Annotated in this window: 10 protein-coding genes; 9 read left to right on the plus strand and 1 reads right to left on the minus strand. The window is 30.2% G+C overall.

Annotated elements, in window-relative coordinates; all coding sequences use genetic code 11:
- Positions 1–72 precede the first annotated feature (72 nt).
- The 5 genes from LPB03_RS00380 (at position 73) to LPB03_RS00400 (ending at position 9,198) form a co-directional block, all read left to right on the plus strand.
- On the plus strand, positions 73–1,044 hold the full coding sequence (locus LPB03_RS00380; protein ID WP_065318460.1) for an alpha/beta hydrolase: 972 nt from the start codon (positions 73–75) through the stop codon (positions 1,042–1,044).
- 69 nt (positions 1,045–1,113) lie between these two features.
- Positions 1,114–3,540, plus strand: coding sequence for a glycoside hydrolase family 31 protein (locus LPB03_RS00385; RefSeq protein WP_065318459.1), 2,427 nt, complete (start codon positions 1,114–1,116; stop codon positions 3,538–3,540).
- A gap of 9 nt (positions 3,541–3,549) precedes the next feature.
- The gene (locus LPB03_RS00390) at positions 3,550–5,427 is read left to right on the plus strand and encodes an alpha-amylase family protein (protein WP_065318458.1); all 1,878 of its coding nucleotides are present in this window, start codon (positions 3,550–3,552) and stop codon (positions 5,425–5,427) included.
- A 6-nt stretch (positions 5,428–5,433) separates the two neighbouring features.
- Positions 5,434–7,080, plus strand: coding sequence for an alpha-amylase family glycosyl hydrolase (locus LPB03_RS00395; RefSeq protein WP_065318457.1), 1,647 nt, complete (start codon positions 5,434–5,436; stop codon positions 7,078–7,080).
- Between the two features lie 3 nt (positions 7,081–7,083).
- Positions 7,084–9,198 carry a glycoside hydrolase family 97 protein gene (locus tag LPB03_RS00400; RefSeq protein WP_065318456.1) on the plus strand — a complete coding sequence of 705 codons (2,115 nt, stop codon included), beginning with the start codon at positions 7,084–7,086 and terminating at the stop codon, positions 9,196–9,198.
- Positions 9,199–9,288: 90 nt separating this feature from the next.
- On the opposite strand, the gene LPB03_RS00405 is transcribed toward LPB03_RS00400, so the two are convergent.
- Positions 9,289–9,468, minus strand: coding sequence for a hypothetical protein (locus LPB03_RS00405; RefSeq protein ID WP_065318455.1), 180 nt, complete (start codon positions 9,466–9,468; stop codon positions 9,289–9,291).
- A 196-nt stretch (positions 9,469–9,664) separates the two neighbouring features.
- Here LPB03_RS00405 and LPB03_RS00410 point away from each other — a divergent pair, with 196 nt between their 5' ends.
- The 4 genes from LPB03_RS00410 (at position 9,665) to LPB03_RS16805 (ending at position 19,228) form a co-directional block, all read left to right on the plus strand.
- Positions 9,665–12,466 carry a helix-turn-helix and ligand-binding sensor domain-containing protein gene (locus LPB03_RS00410; protein WP_065318454.1) on the plus strand — a complete coding sequence of 934 codons (2,802 nt, stop codon included), beginning with the start codon at positions 9,665–9,667 and terminating at the stop codon, positions 12,464–12,466.
- Between the two features lie 201 nt (positions 12,467–12,667).
- Complete coding sequence (locus LPB03_RS00415; RefSeq protein WP_065318453.1) at positions 12,668–15,715, plus strand: SusC/RagA family TonB-linked outer membrane protein; 3,048 nt, start codon at positions 12,668–12,670, stop codon at positions 15,713–15,715.
- Between the two features lie 10 nt (positions 15,716–15,725).
- On the plus strand, positions 15,726–17,201 hold the full coding sequence (locus tag LPB03_RS00420) for a RagB/SusD family nutrient uptake outer membrane protein (protein ID WP_065318507.1): 1,476 nt from the start codon (positions 15,726–15,728) through the stop codon (positions 17,199–17,201).
- 20 nt (positions 17,202–17,221) lie between these two features.
- A complete protein-coding gene (locus LPB03_RS16805) occupies positions 17,222–19,228 on the plus strand; it encodes a carbohydrate binding domain-containing protein (protein WP_065318452.1) in 2,007 nt (668 codons plus the stop codon).
- Positions 19,229–19,241 lie beyond the last annotated feature (13 nt).

Consider the following 19,241-nt stretch of genomic DNA (forward strand, 5'->3'; position numbering starts at 1 on the left):
CAGTATTGTCAGTTCGAGTAATTTCGATTTTTCTTCGAAATTGTAAAGAGAACAGTTTTAAAAATAACAATTATGAAACAAATAACGTTTTTATTTTCAATTTTATTGATGATTTGTTGTAAAAGTGCATCAACTAAAGAGGAAAAAAAGGAAATCCAAAATCAACCAAAAATTGAAGCAAACGTTTTAGAAAAAGCAGTTTTAGCTAGTGGAAAATTAATAAGAGTAGATTCTTTTCCGTCTAAAAATATAGTTCCAAGACCTGTAGATGTTTGGTTGCCAGAAAATTATTCATCAGCAAAAAAATATGCAGTTTTATATATGCATGATGGACAAAATTTATTTGATGCCACTACCACTTGGAACAAACAAGAATGGATGGTAGATGAAATTGCCACCAAATTAATGAAAGAAGGAACTGTAAAAGATTTTATAGTGGTTGGCATTCATAACATTCCTAAAATTCGTTGGCAAGATTTGTACCCAGAAAAAGCGATGGATTTTTTATCAAAAGAAGATAAAGAAGCGATGTATGCAGAAGCTAAAAAAAGTAATTTTAGTGTTGATTTAAAAGGAGATGAATACCTATCTTTCCTAGTTACTGAGCTAAAACCTTATATAGATGCTACCTATTCTGTGTATACAAATAAAGAAAATACGTTTGTTGCAGGTTCATCTATGGGAGGTTTAATGAGTATGTATGCAGTAGCAGAATATCCAGCAGTTTTTGCAGGAGCAGCTTGTTTTTCTACACATTGGGTTGGAGGAAGTCCGAAAGAAAACAATCCTTTACCAGGAGCAATTTTTAACTATTTAGAAGCGAATTTACCAGATTCAGAAACGCATAAAATGTATTTTGATTATGGTAATAAAACGTTGGATGCTTTTTATCCTCAATATGCTCCAAAAGTAGATGCTATTTTTAAAAATGGAGGTTATGATGATACAAATTTCAAAAATTTATATTTTGAAGGAACAGATCATTCAGAAAAATCTTGGCAAAAAAGATTGGAGCTGCCTTTTACTTTTTTGTTGAAAAAATAATACAAATTGTCAGTTCGAGTGATTTCGATTTTTCATCTAAATTGTATCGAGAACATTTTAAAACTATTTATGAAAACCTATAAAATTCTTTTTTTATTCCTATTTATTTCGACTTTTACGTTTGCTCAAAACGCAAAAAGAGATTTTAAAAGCGCAAATTTTGAGCAAGAAAATCAATTTAAAGTTGAGGTTTCAAATGGCGTTTATTTTATCAATTTTTATAATCCAAAAATAGTTGAAACTACTTTTTATCCTAAAGGTGAAGTAAAAAAGTATGATTCTCATGCAGTCGTTTTAAAACCAACTTCAACACATATTAAAATTGATAAAAACAATAATGAAATAATTTACAAATCTGATGGCATTTCAGTAAAAATTCAGAAATCGCCTTTTCAAATTTCATATTATTATAAAGACAAGCTAGTAACTTCAGAAAAACAAGGTTATTTTAAATCCAAACACATACCAATGGATTTGGTAAAAGGCAATATTGTTGCTGATGAAACCGAGAAAATTGAATTCAATTTAACTGAAGACGAAGTTTTATTTGGAGGAGGAGCAAGAGCTTTAGGAATGAATAGGAGAGGTTACAGATTGCCTTTGTATAATAGAGCTCAATATGGTTATGAAACCCATGCAGAGTTAATGAATTTTACAATTCCACTGGTAATTTCATCAAAAAAATACATGATTCATTTTGACAATGCTCCAATTGGATATTTAGATTTGGATAGTAATAAAGACAATTCTTTAACCTACGAAACTATTTCTGGACGCAAAACATATCAAATAATTGTTGGCGATTCTTGGGAAGATTTAATTGATAACTATACAGATTTAACAGGGAAACAACCTTTACCTCCAAGATGGACTTTAGGAAATTTCTCAAGTAGATTTGGATATCATTCTCAACAAGAAACTGAAGAAACAATCGCAAAATTTCAGGAAGAAAATATTCCTGTAGATGCTGTAATTCTAGATTTGTATTGGTTTGGGAAAACTGTGCAAGGAACCATGGGAAATTTAGAAGTTGATACAGATTCTTTCCCTGATATGAAAGGGATGATTTCTAAATTAAAAAATAAAGGTGTTAAGACTGTTTTAATTACAGAACCTTTTATTTTATCAACTTCAAAAAAATGGAAAGAAGCTGATCAAAAACAAGTTTTAGCAAAAGATTCTATTGGTAATTCTGCAAAATATGATTTCTATTTTGGCAATACTGGTATTGTAGATATCTACAAAAAAGAGGGTAAAGAGTGGTTTTGGAATATTTATAAAGAAATTTACGATTTAGGTGCAAAAGGTTTTTGGGGAGATTTAGGAGAACCAGAAGTTTTACCTTCTTGGGTAACTTTTAACGAAACTCAGAAAGCAGATGAAATTCATAATATCTATGGACATGATTGGGCACGTTTAATTTTTGAAGGTTATCAAAAAGAATTTCCAAATGAAAGACCATTTATATTGATGAGAGCAGGAAGTTCTGGTTCACAACGTTTTGGAATGATTCCTTGGTCTGGAGATGTAAGCAGAAGTTGGGGAGGTTTGCAATCTCAACCAGAAATTGCCCTACAAATGGGAATGCAAGGTTTAGGATATATGCACTCAGATTTAGGTGGATTTGCAGGCGCAAATTTAGACGATAATTTGTATACACGTTGGTTGCAATATGGAATTTTTCAGCCAATTTATAGACCTCATGCTCAAGAAGATGTTGCAAGTGAACCTGTTTTTAGAAACGAAAAAACAAAAAAATTAGCTAAAAAAGCAATTGAATTGCGTTATAAAATGTTGCCTTATAATTACAATTTAGCATTTGAAAATAATCAAAAAGGAACTCCTTTAATGCGTCCTATTTTCTTTGAAGAAGATGATGCAAATTTGATGACAAATTCAGAAACTTATTTATGGGGAAAAGATTTTTTAATCACACCAATTTTAAAAGATTCCGTAAAAACAAAAGAGATTTATTTTCCAAAAACGGCAAATTGGTATAATTTCTATTATAATGAAGAAAAAATAGTAGGTGGACAAACAAAAACGGTAAAAGTAAAAGATAAAGCAATTCCTACTTATGTAAGAGGAGGTTCTTTTATTTTGATGAGTGAATTAGTGCAAACTACAGATCATTACAAAGCAAATAAATTAGAATTGCATTATTATTTTGATGAAAAAGAAAACACTAAAAGAACTTTTTATAATGATGATGGATTGACTGCAAATGCTTTTGAAAAAGGAAACTATGAAATTTTAGAATTCGAAGCTGAGTATAGCAAACGTTATTTAGAAATCGATTTTGAAGCAGAACTTGGCAAGAACTGGATTTCATCAGAAAAAGAAATTACGTTAATTATTCATAACATCAACTGGAATCCTAAAAAGATAAAAGTTAATGGAAAAAGAAAGCGAATTTTATCAAAAGAAAATACACTTACAATTCCTGTAAAATGGAATCCTAAAAAAGAATTAAAAATAAAAATCACCTTACAATAAGCAATCCTTATGAGAAAAATATATAGCCTTTTATCAGCCTTAATTTTATCAATATTAATAGGTTGTACACCAGAAAAAAAAGAGACAGAAGTGAGCATGAAGAGTACAAATACAGCAAAAAAAACTGTAGTTTATCAAGTTTTTACACGGTTGTTTGGCAACACAAATACCACCAACAAACCTTGGGGAACTTTAGAGGAAAATGGCGTTGGAAAATTTAACGATTTCACAGACAAAGCATTATCGGAAATTAAAGATTTAGGAGTTACACATATTTGGTACACAGGAGTTCCTCATCATGATGTGATTCGAGATTATACAAAATACGGAATTTCAAATGACGATCCAGATGTTGTAAAAGGTAGAGCAGGTTCTCCTTACGCAGTAAAAGATTATTACAATGTAAATCCTGATTTGGCTGTAAATGTTGAAAATAGATTGCAAGAATTTGAGCAATTAATTGAACGTTCTCACAAAAACGATTTAAAAGTTATTATTGATATTGTACCAAATCACGTAGCAAGAAATTATGAGGGTTTAACAAATCCTGAAGGCATAAAAGATTTTGGTGCAGAGGATGATGTTTCTGTGGAATATGATGTGAATAATAATTTTTATTATGTGCCTAACAAAGCATTTGAAGTGCCAGATTTCGTAAATGATTATCAACCTTTAGGAGGAGAAGAAAATGCTTTAAGTGATCATAAGTTTGATGAAAAACCTGCAAAATGGACAGGAAATGGTTCTCGCTCTCCAAAACCAAATAGCAATGATTGGTATGAGACAGTAAAGGTAAATTACGGAATTTCTCCTGATGGTAAAAAAGATTTTGATGCACTACCAGCAGGTTTTGAAAATGAAGATTACAAGAAACATTTTGAATTTTGGCAAGATAAAACAGTCCCAAATTCTTGGATAAAATTCAGAGACATCGCTTTGTATTGGCTAGAAAAAGGCGTTGATGGTTTCAGGTTTGATATGGCAGAAATGGTGCCAGTTGAATTTTGGAGTTTTATGAATTCTGCTATAAAAATGAAAAATCCAGAAGCTTTTTTATTGGCAGAAGTATACAATCCAAGTTTGTATAGAGATTATATCAGAAAAGGAAAAATGGATTATTTGTATGATAAAGTACAGTTATATGATACCATTAAACATGTAATGCAAGGTCATGGATTAACAGATAATATTCCTCCAATTCAAGAAGATTTAAAAGATATTGAGCACAACATGTTGCATTTTTTAGAAAATCATGATGAGCAAAGAATCGCAAGTCCAGAATTTGCTGGCAATGCTTTAAAAGGAAAACCAGCAATGGTGGTTTCTACTACAATTTCTACAGCACCAACTATGGTTTATTTTGGTCAAGAATTTGGCGAAGATGGCTCAGAAAACGCTGGTTTTGGGAGTCCAAGTAGAACCTCAATTTTTGATTATGTTGGAGTGCCAAGTTTGCAAAGATGGGTTAATGACAAAAAATTTGATGGTGGGCAATCTACCAAAGAAGAAAAATCATTAAGAGATTTTTACAAACGTTTATTAAATTTTACCATTAAAAGTGATGCTCTAATGGGTGAATACCAAGATATTCATCAATTTAATAGAGAAAATACAGAAGGATATACTGAAAAGGTGTTGTCTTTTGTACGTTATTCTGAAACTGAAAAATTGATAATTATTTCTAATTTTAATGCAGAAAATGAATATGGTTTTGAGTTACAAATCCCAGAAAACATTATTAAAAAATGGAATTTAAAAGAGGGGGAATATCAATTTAAAGATCAACTATACAACGAATATTCATCAACTTTAATTGTAAAAAATAAGCAAGCGAAAATTCGTTTAGATGTAAAACCATTAGAATCTTTTATTTTAAAACTTCAATAAACTACTATGAAAAAAATACTTTTCTTACTCGTTCTTGCAACCATTATTAGTTGTCAAGAAAAACCTTCAGAAAAAATGGCAGAGATAAAACAAAAAGAATTTGTTTGGGAAGGAGCAAACATCTATTTTTTATTAACAGACAGATTTAATAATGGAGATTCTTCAAATGACATCAATTTTGATAGAACCAAAGAAGCTGGAAAGTTAAGAGGTTTTGAAGGTGGAGATATTAAAGGAATCACTCAAAAAATAAAAGAAGGGTATTTTACAAAATTAGGCATCAATGCTATTTGGATGACACCAGTTGTTGAACAAATTCATGGAGGAACTGATGAAGGAACTGGTTTGTCTTATGGTTTTCATGGATATTGGACAAAAGATTGGACGAAAATCGATCCAAATTATGGAACCAAAGAAGATTTAAAAGAGCTGGTAGATTTGGCACATAAAAACGGAATTCGTGTGTTGTTAGATGCTGTTATAAATCATACAGGGCCAGTTACAGACAAAGATCCTGTTTGGCCAAGTGATTGGGTTAGAACTGAACCTGCTTGTATCTATAAAGATTTTGAAACGACTGTAAATTGTACGTTAGTAGAAAATTTACCAGATATTAAAACCGAAAGTAATGAAGCTGTAGAATTGCCAAAACATTTAATTGAAAAATGGAAAGCTGAAGGAAGATATGAGCAAGAAATAAAAGAATTAGATGCTTTTTTTACTAAAACAGGACATCCAAAAGCGCCTCGTTTTTATATTATGAAATGGCTAACAGATTATATAACAGAATTCGGAATTGATGGTTACAGAGTAGATACTGTAAAACATACAGAAGAATTTGTTTGGCAAGAATTTAAGCAAGAATGTGATGTGGCTTTTGCAGATTACAAAAAAAATAATCCTGAAAAAGTGTTAGATAATAACAACTTTTATTTAGTTGGAGAAGTGTATAATTATGCCGTTTCTCATGGAAAATCATTTGATTTTGGTGATAAAAAAGTCAATTATTTTGATAAAGCGTTTAACAGTTTAATCAATTTTGAACTAAAATGGAATGTGAAACAAATGGCTGAAAAGGATGTTTTTACGAAATACGATTCACTTTTAAATACGGAATTAAAAGGATATGGAATTTTAAATTATATGACCTCTCATGATGATGGACAACCTTTTGATAAAGAAAGAAAAATGCCTTACAAAACAGCAACCATGTTGTTGTTAACACCAGGAACTTCACAGGTTTATTATGGTGATGAATCTACCAGAGATTTAACAATTGAAGGTACAGTTGGAGATGCAACTTTGCGTTCTTTTATGAATTGGGATGCAATTTCTTCGGATGAAAACACTAAAGAAGTATTAAATCATTGGCAAAAATTGGGTCAGTTTAGAGCAAATCATACAGCTGTTGGTGCAGGAAAACATCAATTAATTTCTGATGAAAATGGTTTGGTGTTTTCTAGAGTTAGAAATGATGATAAAGTTATTGCAGGAATTAATTTACCAAAAGGAAATAAAGAGTTAAATGTTGCTTCAGTTTTTGAAAACGGACAAAAATTAAATGACTTTTATTCAAATCAGATTGTTGAAGTTAAAGACGGAAAAGTAAGTTTAGAATCTGATTTTGATATTGTTTTACTAGAAAAAAAATAGGGTATGAAAGGTAGATTTTTGTTGATTGTTATTTGTGTGATTTTTATTTTTTCATGTCATGATGGACAAAATAAAGAAGTTTTCTCTCCTAAAAATAATTTATCTGTTGAATTCGGTTTAACAAAAAATGGACAACCTTTCTATATTATTTGGAAAGATTTTGAAACAGTTATTGATACCTCTTATTTAGGTTTTGATTTTGAAAATGCTACATCATTTTTAGATAATTTCGAAATAGTAAATTCATCAACAAAAAACTTTAACGAAACTTGGCAAATGCCTTGGGGAGAACAATTAGATGTTGTAAATAATTACAATGAATTACGAGTAGAATTGCAAGAAAAATCAGACTTAAAAAGAAAATTAAACATTGTTTTTAAAGTATATAATGATGGTGTTGGTTTTCGATATGAATTCCCAAAACAAGACAATTTTTCGGAAGCTTTTATAACTGAAGAAAATACACAATTTAATTTAACTGAAGACTATAAAACCTTTTGGATTCCTGGAGATTGGGATATTTACGAGCATTTGTATAGCACTACAAAGTTATCAGAAATTGATGCATCTGTTAAAAGAAACCACCCAAGTTTAGGGCAAACATACATTCCAGAAAATGCTGTAAATACACCAGTTACTTTAGTTGGTAAAAATGGCATTCATTTAAGTTTTCATGAAGCTGCTTTATTAGATTATGCTGGAATGACTTTAAAAGTTGATACAGATAAATTATCTTTTAAAAGTAATTTAGTAGGTTCTAGAAATACAACGTATAAAGTAAAAAGAACATTGCCATTTCATACACCTTGGAGAACGATTCAGATTACTGAAAATGCGCCAGATTTAATTCAATCTAACTTAATTGTAAATTTAAACGAGCCAAATAAATTGGGTGATGTTTCTTGGTTTACACCTATGAAATATACAGGCGTTTGGTGGGAAATGCATTTAGACAAATCTTCTTGGGATTATGGAATGGAAATGGTTGATGGAGTCTGGACAGATACAGGAAAAGCGCATGGAAAACATGGAGCAACCACAGAAAATGTAAAACGTTTTATCGATTTTTCTGCAAAGAACAATATTGGTGGTGTTTTAGTAGAAGGTTGGAATACTGGTTGGGAACGTTGGATTGGTTTTGAAAACAGAGAAGGTGTTTTCGATTTTGTAACTCCTTATCCAGATTATAATTTAGATGAAGTTACAGCATACGCAAAAGAAAAAGGAGTGCAAATTATTATGCATCATGAAACTTCTGCAGCTACAGAAACCTATGAAAAACAACAGGATACAGCCTATGCTTTAATGCAGAAATACGGAATGCATGCTGTAAAATCTGGTTATGTTGGTAAGATTTTACCAAAAGGAGAATATCATCATGGACAATATATGGTGAACCAATATAACAATGCAGCTATAAAAGCAGCAAAATATCAAGTTGCTGTAAATGCGCACGAACCTATTAAAGCAACAGGTTTGCGAAGAACATATCCAAATATAATTTCTAGAGAAGGTTTACGAGGACAAGAATTTAATGCTTGGTCTAGTGATGGAGGAAATCCACCAGAACATTTATCAATAGTAGCTTTTACAAGAATGTTAGCTGGTCCAATAGATTATACACCAGGAATCTTTAACATCAAATTTGATGAGTTTAAAAAGGAGAATCAAGTAAATACAACATTGGCACATCAACTAGCTTTGTATGTGGTTCTTTACAGTCCTGTACAAATGGCTGCAGATTTAGTAGAGCATTATGAGGCAAATCCAAAACCTCTTCAATTTATAAAAGATGTTGGTGTAGATTGGTCTGAAACCAAAGTTTTAAATGGAGAAGTTGGTGAATTTGTTACAATTGCAAGAAAAGAACGTACAACAGAAAATTGGTTTTTAGGAAGTATTACTGATGAAATTTCAAGAGAAATTGAAGTTGATTTTAGTTTTTTAGATGAAAATACTACTTATGAAGCTAAAATTTATAAGGATGGAAAAGCTGCTCATTGGGACAAAAATCCTTTAGAAATTGAATTTGAAACTATAGAAATTACAAAGAATTCTAAGTTAAAATTTTATTTAGCAGAAGGAGGAGGATTGGCAATTAGTATGAAAAAAAATTAGCCTTTACTAGCTTTATCAAAAGCACGTATCATAAAATATGCCCAAATAACGACGCATATTCCTACAAAAATGGAAAAGTAAAAAACAATATCATTTGCGCTCATTAGTAATCAATTTTAGGTAAATCATTACTCCTAATAAAGTAGGAGCCCAAAGCCCAATAAAAATACCATGTAATTTATCGCCTGTTAAAAACAAATATTCTGCAATAATTATAATAAGTAAACATAATAACAACATTAAAATGTTTGCTGTCCCTAAATTTTTCATTAATATTTTAAATTATTATTTTCACAAACTTACTGAAAAACTCCTAAAAATCTTAAAATATTGTTAATTCAATTAAAATTTTTCGTATCGATATTATTTTTTAACTTTAAAAAAGTTCTTTTTTTTTATCAAAATTTAAAATTCTTTACCAAATCAAGTTTATATTTTGCTAAATTCGTAGCAAATTGAACAACACATGATTAAAAAAATATCAATATTTTTTATTGCTTTTTTTATTTCTTGCCCTCTCTTTTTAAGTCAAGAGGTACCACCAATTAGTACTTTTTCTGCGGAAGATTATGGTGCTGAAAATCAAAATTGGGCTATTTCTCAATCATCCAATAAATATATTTACGTTGCTAATAATAAAGGTTTATTAGAATTTAATGGCGCAGATTGGCAGTTATACACCACTCCAAATGAAACTATTATGCGTTCAGTTAAATCGTTTAAAGAAAAAATCTATACAGGTTTTTATATGGATTTTGGTTTTTGGGAAAAAAACGAATTTGGTTTTTTAGAATTTACTTCTATAGCTCAAGAAAAAGGTGTAAAAATGATCGAAGATGAGCAAATTTGGGAAATTGCTGAACTAGATGGATGGATGATCTTTAAATCTTTACAGAGAATTTATCTCTATAATTTAGAAACAAAAAATTTAAAAATAATAGAGTCTGAGAAGAATCTTACAAAACTATCTAAAGTAGAGAATATTATTTATTTTCAAGAATTAGGGAAAGGTGTTTTTATGATTGAAAATGGAGTTCCTAAATTAATTTCTAACGATGCAGTTTTAAAAGAAAATAAAATAGTCGCGTTTTTTTTAAAAGATGATAAATTATTTTTTTTAACACAAAAGAATGGTTTTTATTATTTGGCAGATAATGAATTAAAAAAATGGAAAATAACTGCTGATGAATTTTTATCAAAGAAAACTATTTATAGTGCAAAGCAACTTAAAACCGGAAATATTGTTTTAGGATCTATTGCCAATGGTTTAATAAAATTAGATAAAGATGGAAATATTCTTTACTATATAACTCAAGGTTCTGGCTTAAGCAATAATACAGTACTTACTATTTTTGAAGATGTAGATTCTAATATATGGCTTGGTTTAGATAATGGAATTAACACTATTAATTTTAATTCTCCATTTAAATCGTTTGTGAAAAGAACTAATTTTTGGGGTACAATTTATGCATCAATAGTTTTTGAGGATAATTTGTATTTAGGCACAAACCAAGGATTATATTTTAAAAGAAAAAACTCTGATGACGAATTTGAATTTGTAAACAACACACAAGGTCAAGTTTGGAATTTACAAGAAGTAAACAATACCTTATTTTGTAGTCATGATTCAGGAACATTTGTTGTAAATGATAATAATGCTACTTTAATAAAAGGTATAGATGGAACTTGGAGCGTATCTAAAATAGATGATAATACCATTATACAAGGTAGTTATGATGGTTTATATATTCTAAAAAAGACGAATGATTCCTGGGTTTTAAGAAATAAAATTGATGGTTTTTCGACGTCTAGTAAATATTTTGTGTTAAAAGATTTAAAAAATATTTTTGTAAATCACGAATATAAAGGTGTTTTTAAGCTAAAAGTTGATGAAGATTTTAGAAATGTAACAGAAATTATTAAAGATACCTCTGTTCAAAAGGGAATTCACTCAAGCTTAATTCAATACAAGAATGATATTTTATATGCTTCTAAAAATGGAGTTTTTAAATATTCAGAAAAAGAAGACCGTTTTCAAAAAGATTCTGTTTTTAGTAAACTAATTCCAAAAGATACTTTTTTATCGGCAAAGCTAATATTTGATAACGAAAACAATAAGTTATGGTCCTTTACTAAAAATGACATCCGTTATTTTACGCCAGGAAAATTTAGTAAAAAACCAGATTTAGAGATTATTCCCATCAATAGAACCATGCAAAAAGGAGCTTCTGGTTATGAGAATATGATTTCTTTAGATGATAAAAAGTATTTAATTGGTACTTCAGATGGGTATTTAACTTTAGATTTAAATAAAATTGTAGAACCTAAAGATTTTGTGATACAAATTAACAGAATCTTTAATAATGAGACAGATAAGGCACAAAAAAAGATAAGTTTACTTGAGCCTAAAGTTTTTACGAACTTAGAAAATAACTTTGAGTTTTCTTATAGTGTTACCAATTACCATAAAACGTCTTCTATACAGTATCAATATTTATTAGAAGGTTTAAACTCAAAATGGAGTAAATTATCTAAGAACAATTATTTATTGTTTGAGAATTTACCTTTTGGAGATTATACCTTTAAGGTTAGAGCCTCTATAGATAATAAATTAAGTGACAATGTTGCTGAATATTCTTTTACAATAGCAAAACCTTGGTATTTGTCTAATGTTTTTATAGGCATTTATATCATCTCTTTAATTGTACTATTTTATACATTACATATCGCCTCAAAATCTTATTATAAAAGACAAAGAGAAGAATTGTTGCAAAAAACACAGAGAAAATTAGCCTTAAAAGAGCTTGAGAGTTCACAAAAAATTATCAAGCTAAATAATGATAAATTAAGAAGCGATATTGAAAGTAAAAACAGAGAATTAGCGACTTCAACAATGAGTATTATTAAGAAGAATGAATTCTTAAATACTATAAAAACGGAACTAATTTCAAAAGGAAACACCAGTATTGATAAGGTTGTAAAAATAATTGACAAAAATCTAAACAATACAGACGATTGGAAAATGTTTCAAGAAGCTTTTAATAATGCTGATAAAAAATTCTTAAAGAAAATTAAAAGTAAACACCCAGAACTTACTCCAAACGACCTAAGACTATGTGCTTATCTTCGATTAAACCTAGCTTCTAAAGAAATAGCACCCCTTTTAAATATCTCACCAAGAAGTGTAGAAGTAAAACGTTACAGACTCAGAAAAAAAATGGATTTACCTCATGATGAGAACTTAACAAATTATATTTTAGAGATATAAAATATAAATCATTTAAAATAGACCCATACATTACCACAACATTCTATTTTTTTTAAGCATTTAAGTTTTCTTTAACATTACTGTTTATAAGGATTTTTGCTAATATTTTGTCTTGTATGTTTTTTATTGTGTCTTTTATTGCGATTTTAACAAATAAGAAGCTTTATTTTTGTGAAACAAACAAAACTTAAACTTTTTTTTATGAGAAAAAAAATCACATTACTACTATTTACATTCATAACTGTTTTGGCAAGCGCTCAAACAATAAATGTAAAAGGAGTTGTTAAAGATGCCATTTCTGGAGAGGTTTTACCAGGAGTAAGTATAAGTATTAAAGGAACTACTTTAGGTACAGAAACAGACTTTGATGGTTTGTATAATCTTCCTCAAATATCAAAAGGATCAATTTTAGTTTTTAACTATTTAGGATACAAGAAAAAAGAGGTTATAGTAGCCGATTCTGAAATGATAAATGTTTCTTTAGAGCAATCTACAGAAGCTTTAGATGAAATAGTTGTAATTGGTTATGGTACACAAAAGAAAAAAGAAGTTACTGGAGCAGTTGCAGTAGTTTCTAGTCAAACCATAGACGATTTAAAACCAACAAGAATAGAGCAAGCGCTTCAAGGACAAGTTGCAGGTGTAAATATTACACAGAGTTCTGGTTCTCCAGGTGCAGCTTCTAATATTAGAATAAGGGGAGTTTCTACAAATGGAGATAGCAGGCCATTAATTTTATTAGATGGTAGAGTTATTGAAGACTTAAGTGTTGTGAATCCATCAGATATTGAATCTATCAATATATTAAAAGATGCTTCTGCAGGTATTTATGGTGTTCGTGCTGCAAATGGTGTTATTCTAGTAACTACAAAAACGGGTAGAAAAAATTCTGATTTTAAATCGATCTTAAATATGCAGATTGGTTTTCAGCAAACTACTAGAGAAATTCCAATGCTTAATGGAACAGAATATGCGCTTTTAGCAAACGAAGCTTTTGCTGCAAATGGAGAAGCTTTACCTTTTTCAAATATTAGTGGAATTGGTCAAGGTACAAATTGGCAAAATCAAGTTTTTGAAAATGCACCAACTTTTAATATCGATTATACCTTAAATAAAGGAACAGAAAAATCTACCTATTCTTTTGGTTTGTCTGTTTTAAGTCAAGATGGAATTGTAGGTGGAGATAAAGCTAACTTTAATAGAAGTAATTTAAGATTCAATTATAATACAGATATTTTAGACAACTTAAAGTTTACATCATCAACAATATATACAAATACAAATAAGAAAAATCTTATAGAGAATACACTAGGTTCTATTTTGTTTAATGCTGTAAACATGCCACCAACAACTCCAGTTAGGAATCCAAATGGTAGTTTTTCTCAACCACCAGTTATTGGTACAGGTATTGAAGTAGCAAACCCTTTAGCGCAAATAGACAATGCAGAGAACAGAACTTGGATTAACAAGATTTCTGGAAGTTATGGTTTAAATTATAGTTTTTTAGATTATTTTTCAGTAGAAACTAGATTTCAAGCAAACTACTCTGTAGTAAATTCAAACACATTTAATCCAGTTTATAACTATGGAAATGGAAGTGTTTTTAATAATGATATTTCTACGTTTACAGATTTTCAACAAAGTTATTTTGATTACACTTTTGATGCGTTCGCTAAATATGAAAGAGTATATAATGATGTGCATGATGTAAAGGCGATGCTTGGTACTTCTATATTTAAGAGTACAAGTAGGTTCGAAAAAAATCTTACCAGCAATGCTTCAGGAACAAATATTAACGATGTAGTTTTAGGAAATGATGTTCTTAATGGAAATGGTTTAGAGATTTTTATCAATAACAATAATGGTAGTAATTTAAGTTTTGATAGTCGTTTACTCTCTTATTTTGCTAGATTACAATATGCTTATGATGGTAAATATTTATTTTCTGCAGTTATAAGAAGAGATGGTTCTTCAAACTTCGGCCCAGAAAATAAATTTGGATTTTTTCCAACAGCATCTGCAGGTTGGGTAGCTTCAGAAGAAGATTTTTTAAGAGATTCTGATATGATAAGTTTCTTAAAATTAAGAGCAAGTTATGGTATTATTGGTAATGATAGGATTCCTGGATTTAGATTTGTTTCTATTTTAAATGGTGAATCAGAATATGTCTTTGACAACCAATTAGCACAAGGATTAGCTATAGGGCCAATTGCAAACCCAGAGATTAAATGGGAACAACAAATTCCATTAAACTTTGGAGTAGATGTAGAGCTTTTAAATAAAGTAAACATTACTATGGATTACTTTAAGAAAACTACAGAAGATTTATTGGTTTCTGCACAAACATCAGGAATTATTGGAGTTGCTGCTCCTGGTTCTTTAGTGCCAGTTGTAAATGCAGGAACTGTAGTAAATAAAGGTTTTGAATTTTCAATAGGTTATAAAGATGATATTTCAGAAGACTTTAGGTACAATGTAAATTACAACTTTACAAAACTTAAAAACGAAGTAACATTTGTTGGGAATCAAACAGGAATTATAGAAGGAGGAAGTTTTGGAGTTGGTCAAGAACCACCATCAAGAATGGAAGCTGGTTTTCCTATTGGTTATTTCTATGGATATCAAACGAATGGCTTATTCCAAAGTCAAGCAGAAGTTAATGCGCATGCAACGCAAACAAATGCAGCTCCTGGAGATTTAAGATTTGTAGATACGAATGGAGATGGTATAATTGATCCTGATGATAGAACTTATATTGGAGACCCGATTGCAGATATAACAATGGGTTTAAATTTATCTTTCAATTACAAAAGATTCGACTTTAATGCATATGCTTTTGTATCATTAGGAAATGAAATTGTAAGAAATTATGAAAGAAACTTACCTTTAACGAACAGACCAGCTTATTATTTAGATAGATGGACTGGAGCAGGAACAAGTGATTCTTTTCCAAGAGTTACAACTGGAGCAACTAGCAACAATTTATTTTCAGATTTTTATGTAGAAGATGGTTCTTTCTTAAGATTGCAAAGTGTACAATTGGGGTATAGTGTTGGACAAAACCTTTTAGATAGATTAGAGTTCGATAAAGTAAGATTCTTTGTGTCAGCAACCAACTTATTTACCATAAGTGATTATAAAGGGTATGACCCAACAACATCTAATGGATCTCCAATTGGTGGAGGTATAGATCAAGGTTTTTACCCAAGTCCAAAGACATTTTTATTAGGAATAAATGTTAATTTTTAAAAAAAATATCATGAAAAAAATAAATATAAAAATATATACATTATTACTTTTAGTAGGTTTTAGTTTTTCTTGTAGTGATGATTTTGTTGAAGTAAAACCAACATCTACCAATTCAGAAGATTTCTTTAATACTCAAGAAGATTACGAAAAAGCAATTATTGGTGCGTACGATTTGTTACAATCTACTTATTTAAATGTAATGTTAGGAGAAATAGCTTCAGACAATTCTTTAGCTGGAGGAGAAAGTGCAACAGACACTCCAGGTATTCAAGAAGTAGATGATATGATTCATACACCTCTAAATGCTCAATTAAGAGATATATGGAACTGGATGTTTGCTGGTGTAAACAGAGCAAATTATATTCTTGAATTTAAAGATAAAACAGATTTTGCTGGTAAAGAACAAATAATAGCAGAAGCTACTTTTTTAAGAGCATATTATTATTTCGAGTTGGTAAAATGGTTTGGAGATGTTCCTTTATCAGTTGATGAAAGAATTTTATTTGGAGAACAATTTACCATTGATAGAACTCCCAAAGCAGAAGTTTATGCACAAATAGAAGCAGATTTAATATTTGCTGCTAATAATTTGCCTTACGTACAATCTCAACCAGGCAGAGTAACTAAAGGTGCAGCACAAGCTTTATTAGGAAAAGCATATTTATATCAAAATAAATTTACAGAATCTGCAACTATTTTAGATGATTTAATTCTAAATGGGCCTTATGATTTAGTAGCAGATTATAATACAATTTTCGAAGAAGCAGGAGAAAATAATATTGAGTCTGTTTTTGAAGTTCAATATTTTGAAGGTCAAGGTGCAAGTTTCGATTGTTTACAGTGTAGTGAAGGTAATGTAGCAGTAGGTTTTAATGGAGTTAGAGCATATTCAGGGCCAGATTTTTCATCAGGATTTAGTTTTAACGTGCCAGTTCAAGAAGTTGTAGATGCTTTTGAAGCTGGAGATTTAAGAAAAGATGTTGCAATTTTAGATATTAATGCTTGGGCTACAAGTACAGGAGCAACTTTTGGAACAGGAAATGAGCACACAGGCTATTACAACAGAAAATACATTCCTAGATTAAGAAGTAATTCAGCTCAAGGAGATAGAAATTTAACGAATCCTAACAATTATAGAGCTATTCGTTTTGCAGATGTATTGTTAATGGCTGCAGAAGCTTTTAATAAAAGTTCAACACCAAATGACGCAAAAGCACAAACTTATCTAAATAGAGTAAGAGAAAGAGCTTTTGGAAATTCAGCGAATAACATTACAGCAACAGGTACTACGTTGTATAATAATATACTAAGTGAAAGAAGAGTGGAGCTAGTAGGTGAAGGGCATCGTTTTTTCGATTTAGTTAGAACAGGAAAAGCAGCTCAAGAAATTGATGGTTTTGAAGCTGATAAAAATGAGGTTTTTCCAATACCAGCTATAGAAATTCAATTAGCAGGAAATAGATGGGATCAAAATCCTAATTACTAAAATTTATAAAAAATATTATAATGAAAAAAATTAAAAACTTTTACAAAATCTTTTTCTTACTATTTTTAGTAATAGCTTGTGAGGAAGATTTAAGAGACACCTCTTTTACAGATGCAATAACAGCACCAAAAAATGTAAGTGCAATCTTCAATATCACTCAAGATAATACAGGTTCAGTTACAATTACGCCAAGTGCAGAAGGTGCTGCTGGTTTTAAAGTTATTTTTGGAGATGATTCAGATTCAGTAACATTATTACCTGGAGAAAACGCTAATAAAATTTACGAAGAAGGTTCTTATAACGTAACAATTGTAGCTTCTAATTTAAAAGGAGATGAAACTGAAATAACTCAGCCTTTAGTAGTTTCTTTTAAAGCTCCAGAAAATGTAGTTGTTACTTTAGAAAATGATGCAGCAATAACAAAGCAAGTAAACATTACTGCAACAGCAGATTTTGCAACTATGTACGAATTTTATTCTGGAGAAACAGGCGTTAATCAGCCTGCAGCAACAGCAAATATTGGCGAAACTATAAAGTATCAATATCAAACTCCAGGAATTTATTCAACTAGAGTTATCGTAAAAGGTGGTGCCATTGCTACAACAGAATATACAGAAGAATTTGAAGTTACAGAAATTTTAGCGCCTTTATCAGCAGCACCAACTCCTAGAAATAGAGTTGAAACAGATGTTGTATCTATTTTTAGTGATAAATATACAAACGTAACGTTAAATGAATTGCCTACAGATTGGTCAGCTACAAATTTTGAAGCAACAACTATCGATGATAATAATGTTTGGAAACTTACAAATTTAGATTTTTTAGGAATGGTTACTAATTATGATACTGGTATCGATATTTCTGGAATGGAAATGATGCATATTGATTATTGGGTACCTGAAGGAATTACAAACGGATTATCTGTTAAGTTAGTAAATACAACCGAAGATCCTAAGCAAGAAGCAGAAGTTTCTTTGGGAACTACCATTGGTGGCTCTTGGCAAAGTATCGAAATTAATATGTCAGACTTTGATGCAGGAAATTTATCAAATAAAGAAAAAATTACACAAATATTAATTGATTCGGATGGAGTTGCAGGCGTTGTTTATATTGATAATTTCTATTTTTATAAAGCACCAGCAGCTGCACCTTTTGATGGTGGATTACTAACCAATGGAGATTTTGAAAACGGAAGTGATTCTTGGCTAATTGGTGTAGATGACAGTAGTTCAGCACCAGTTGTAACAGATGGAGGAAATACCTATTATTCTGTGAATGTAACAAATGCAAACCCAAATGAGCCTTATTTGGTAAATGTTAGTCAAAAACTTAATATAGTTCAAGGAAACACATATGTTTTAACGTTTGATGCTTGGTCTGATGTAAATAGATCTATAATTGGAGGAATTGGATTAAGTGGAGGAGATTTTTCAAATGATTCAAAACCAGTAAATATTACAACAACAAGATCACAATATGAGTTAATCCTTTCATCAGAATCTTTTGGAGCTGCTGATGCACGTGTTTTGTTCGATTTAAATGGAGAAAATGGTTTGGTAAATATTGATGACGTTTCTTTAAAATTACAAGTAAATAACTTATTAAGCAATGGAGATTTTGAAAACGGAAGCGACTCTTGGATCGTTGGTGTAGATGATACTAGCTCAGCACCTGTTGTAACAGATGGAGGAAATACGTATTATTCTGTAAACGTAACAAATGCAAATCCAAACGAACCATATCTTGTAAATGTTAGTCAGAAATTAGAAATTGTTCAAGGTAACACATATACTTTAACTTTTGATGCTTGGTCAGATGTGGAGAGAGCTATAATTGGTGGTATTGGTTTAAGTGGAGGAGATTTTTCAAATGACTCAAAACCAGTAGACATCACAACAACTAAAACAAATTATACACTTACACTATCTTCGGAAAATTTCGGAGCTACTGATGCTCGTGTTTTATTTGATTTAAATGGAGAAAATGGATTAGTTAATATTGATAATGTTGTTTTAACAATCAACTAAAATAGCTATTGAA

It is taken from the genome of Polaribacter vadi (genome assembly GCF_001761365.1).
GTDB classification, from domain to species: domain Bacteria; phylum Bacteroidota; class Bacteroidia; order Flavobacteriales; family Flavobacteriaceae; genus Polaribacter; species Polaribacter vadi.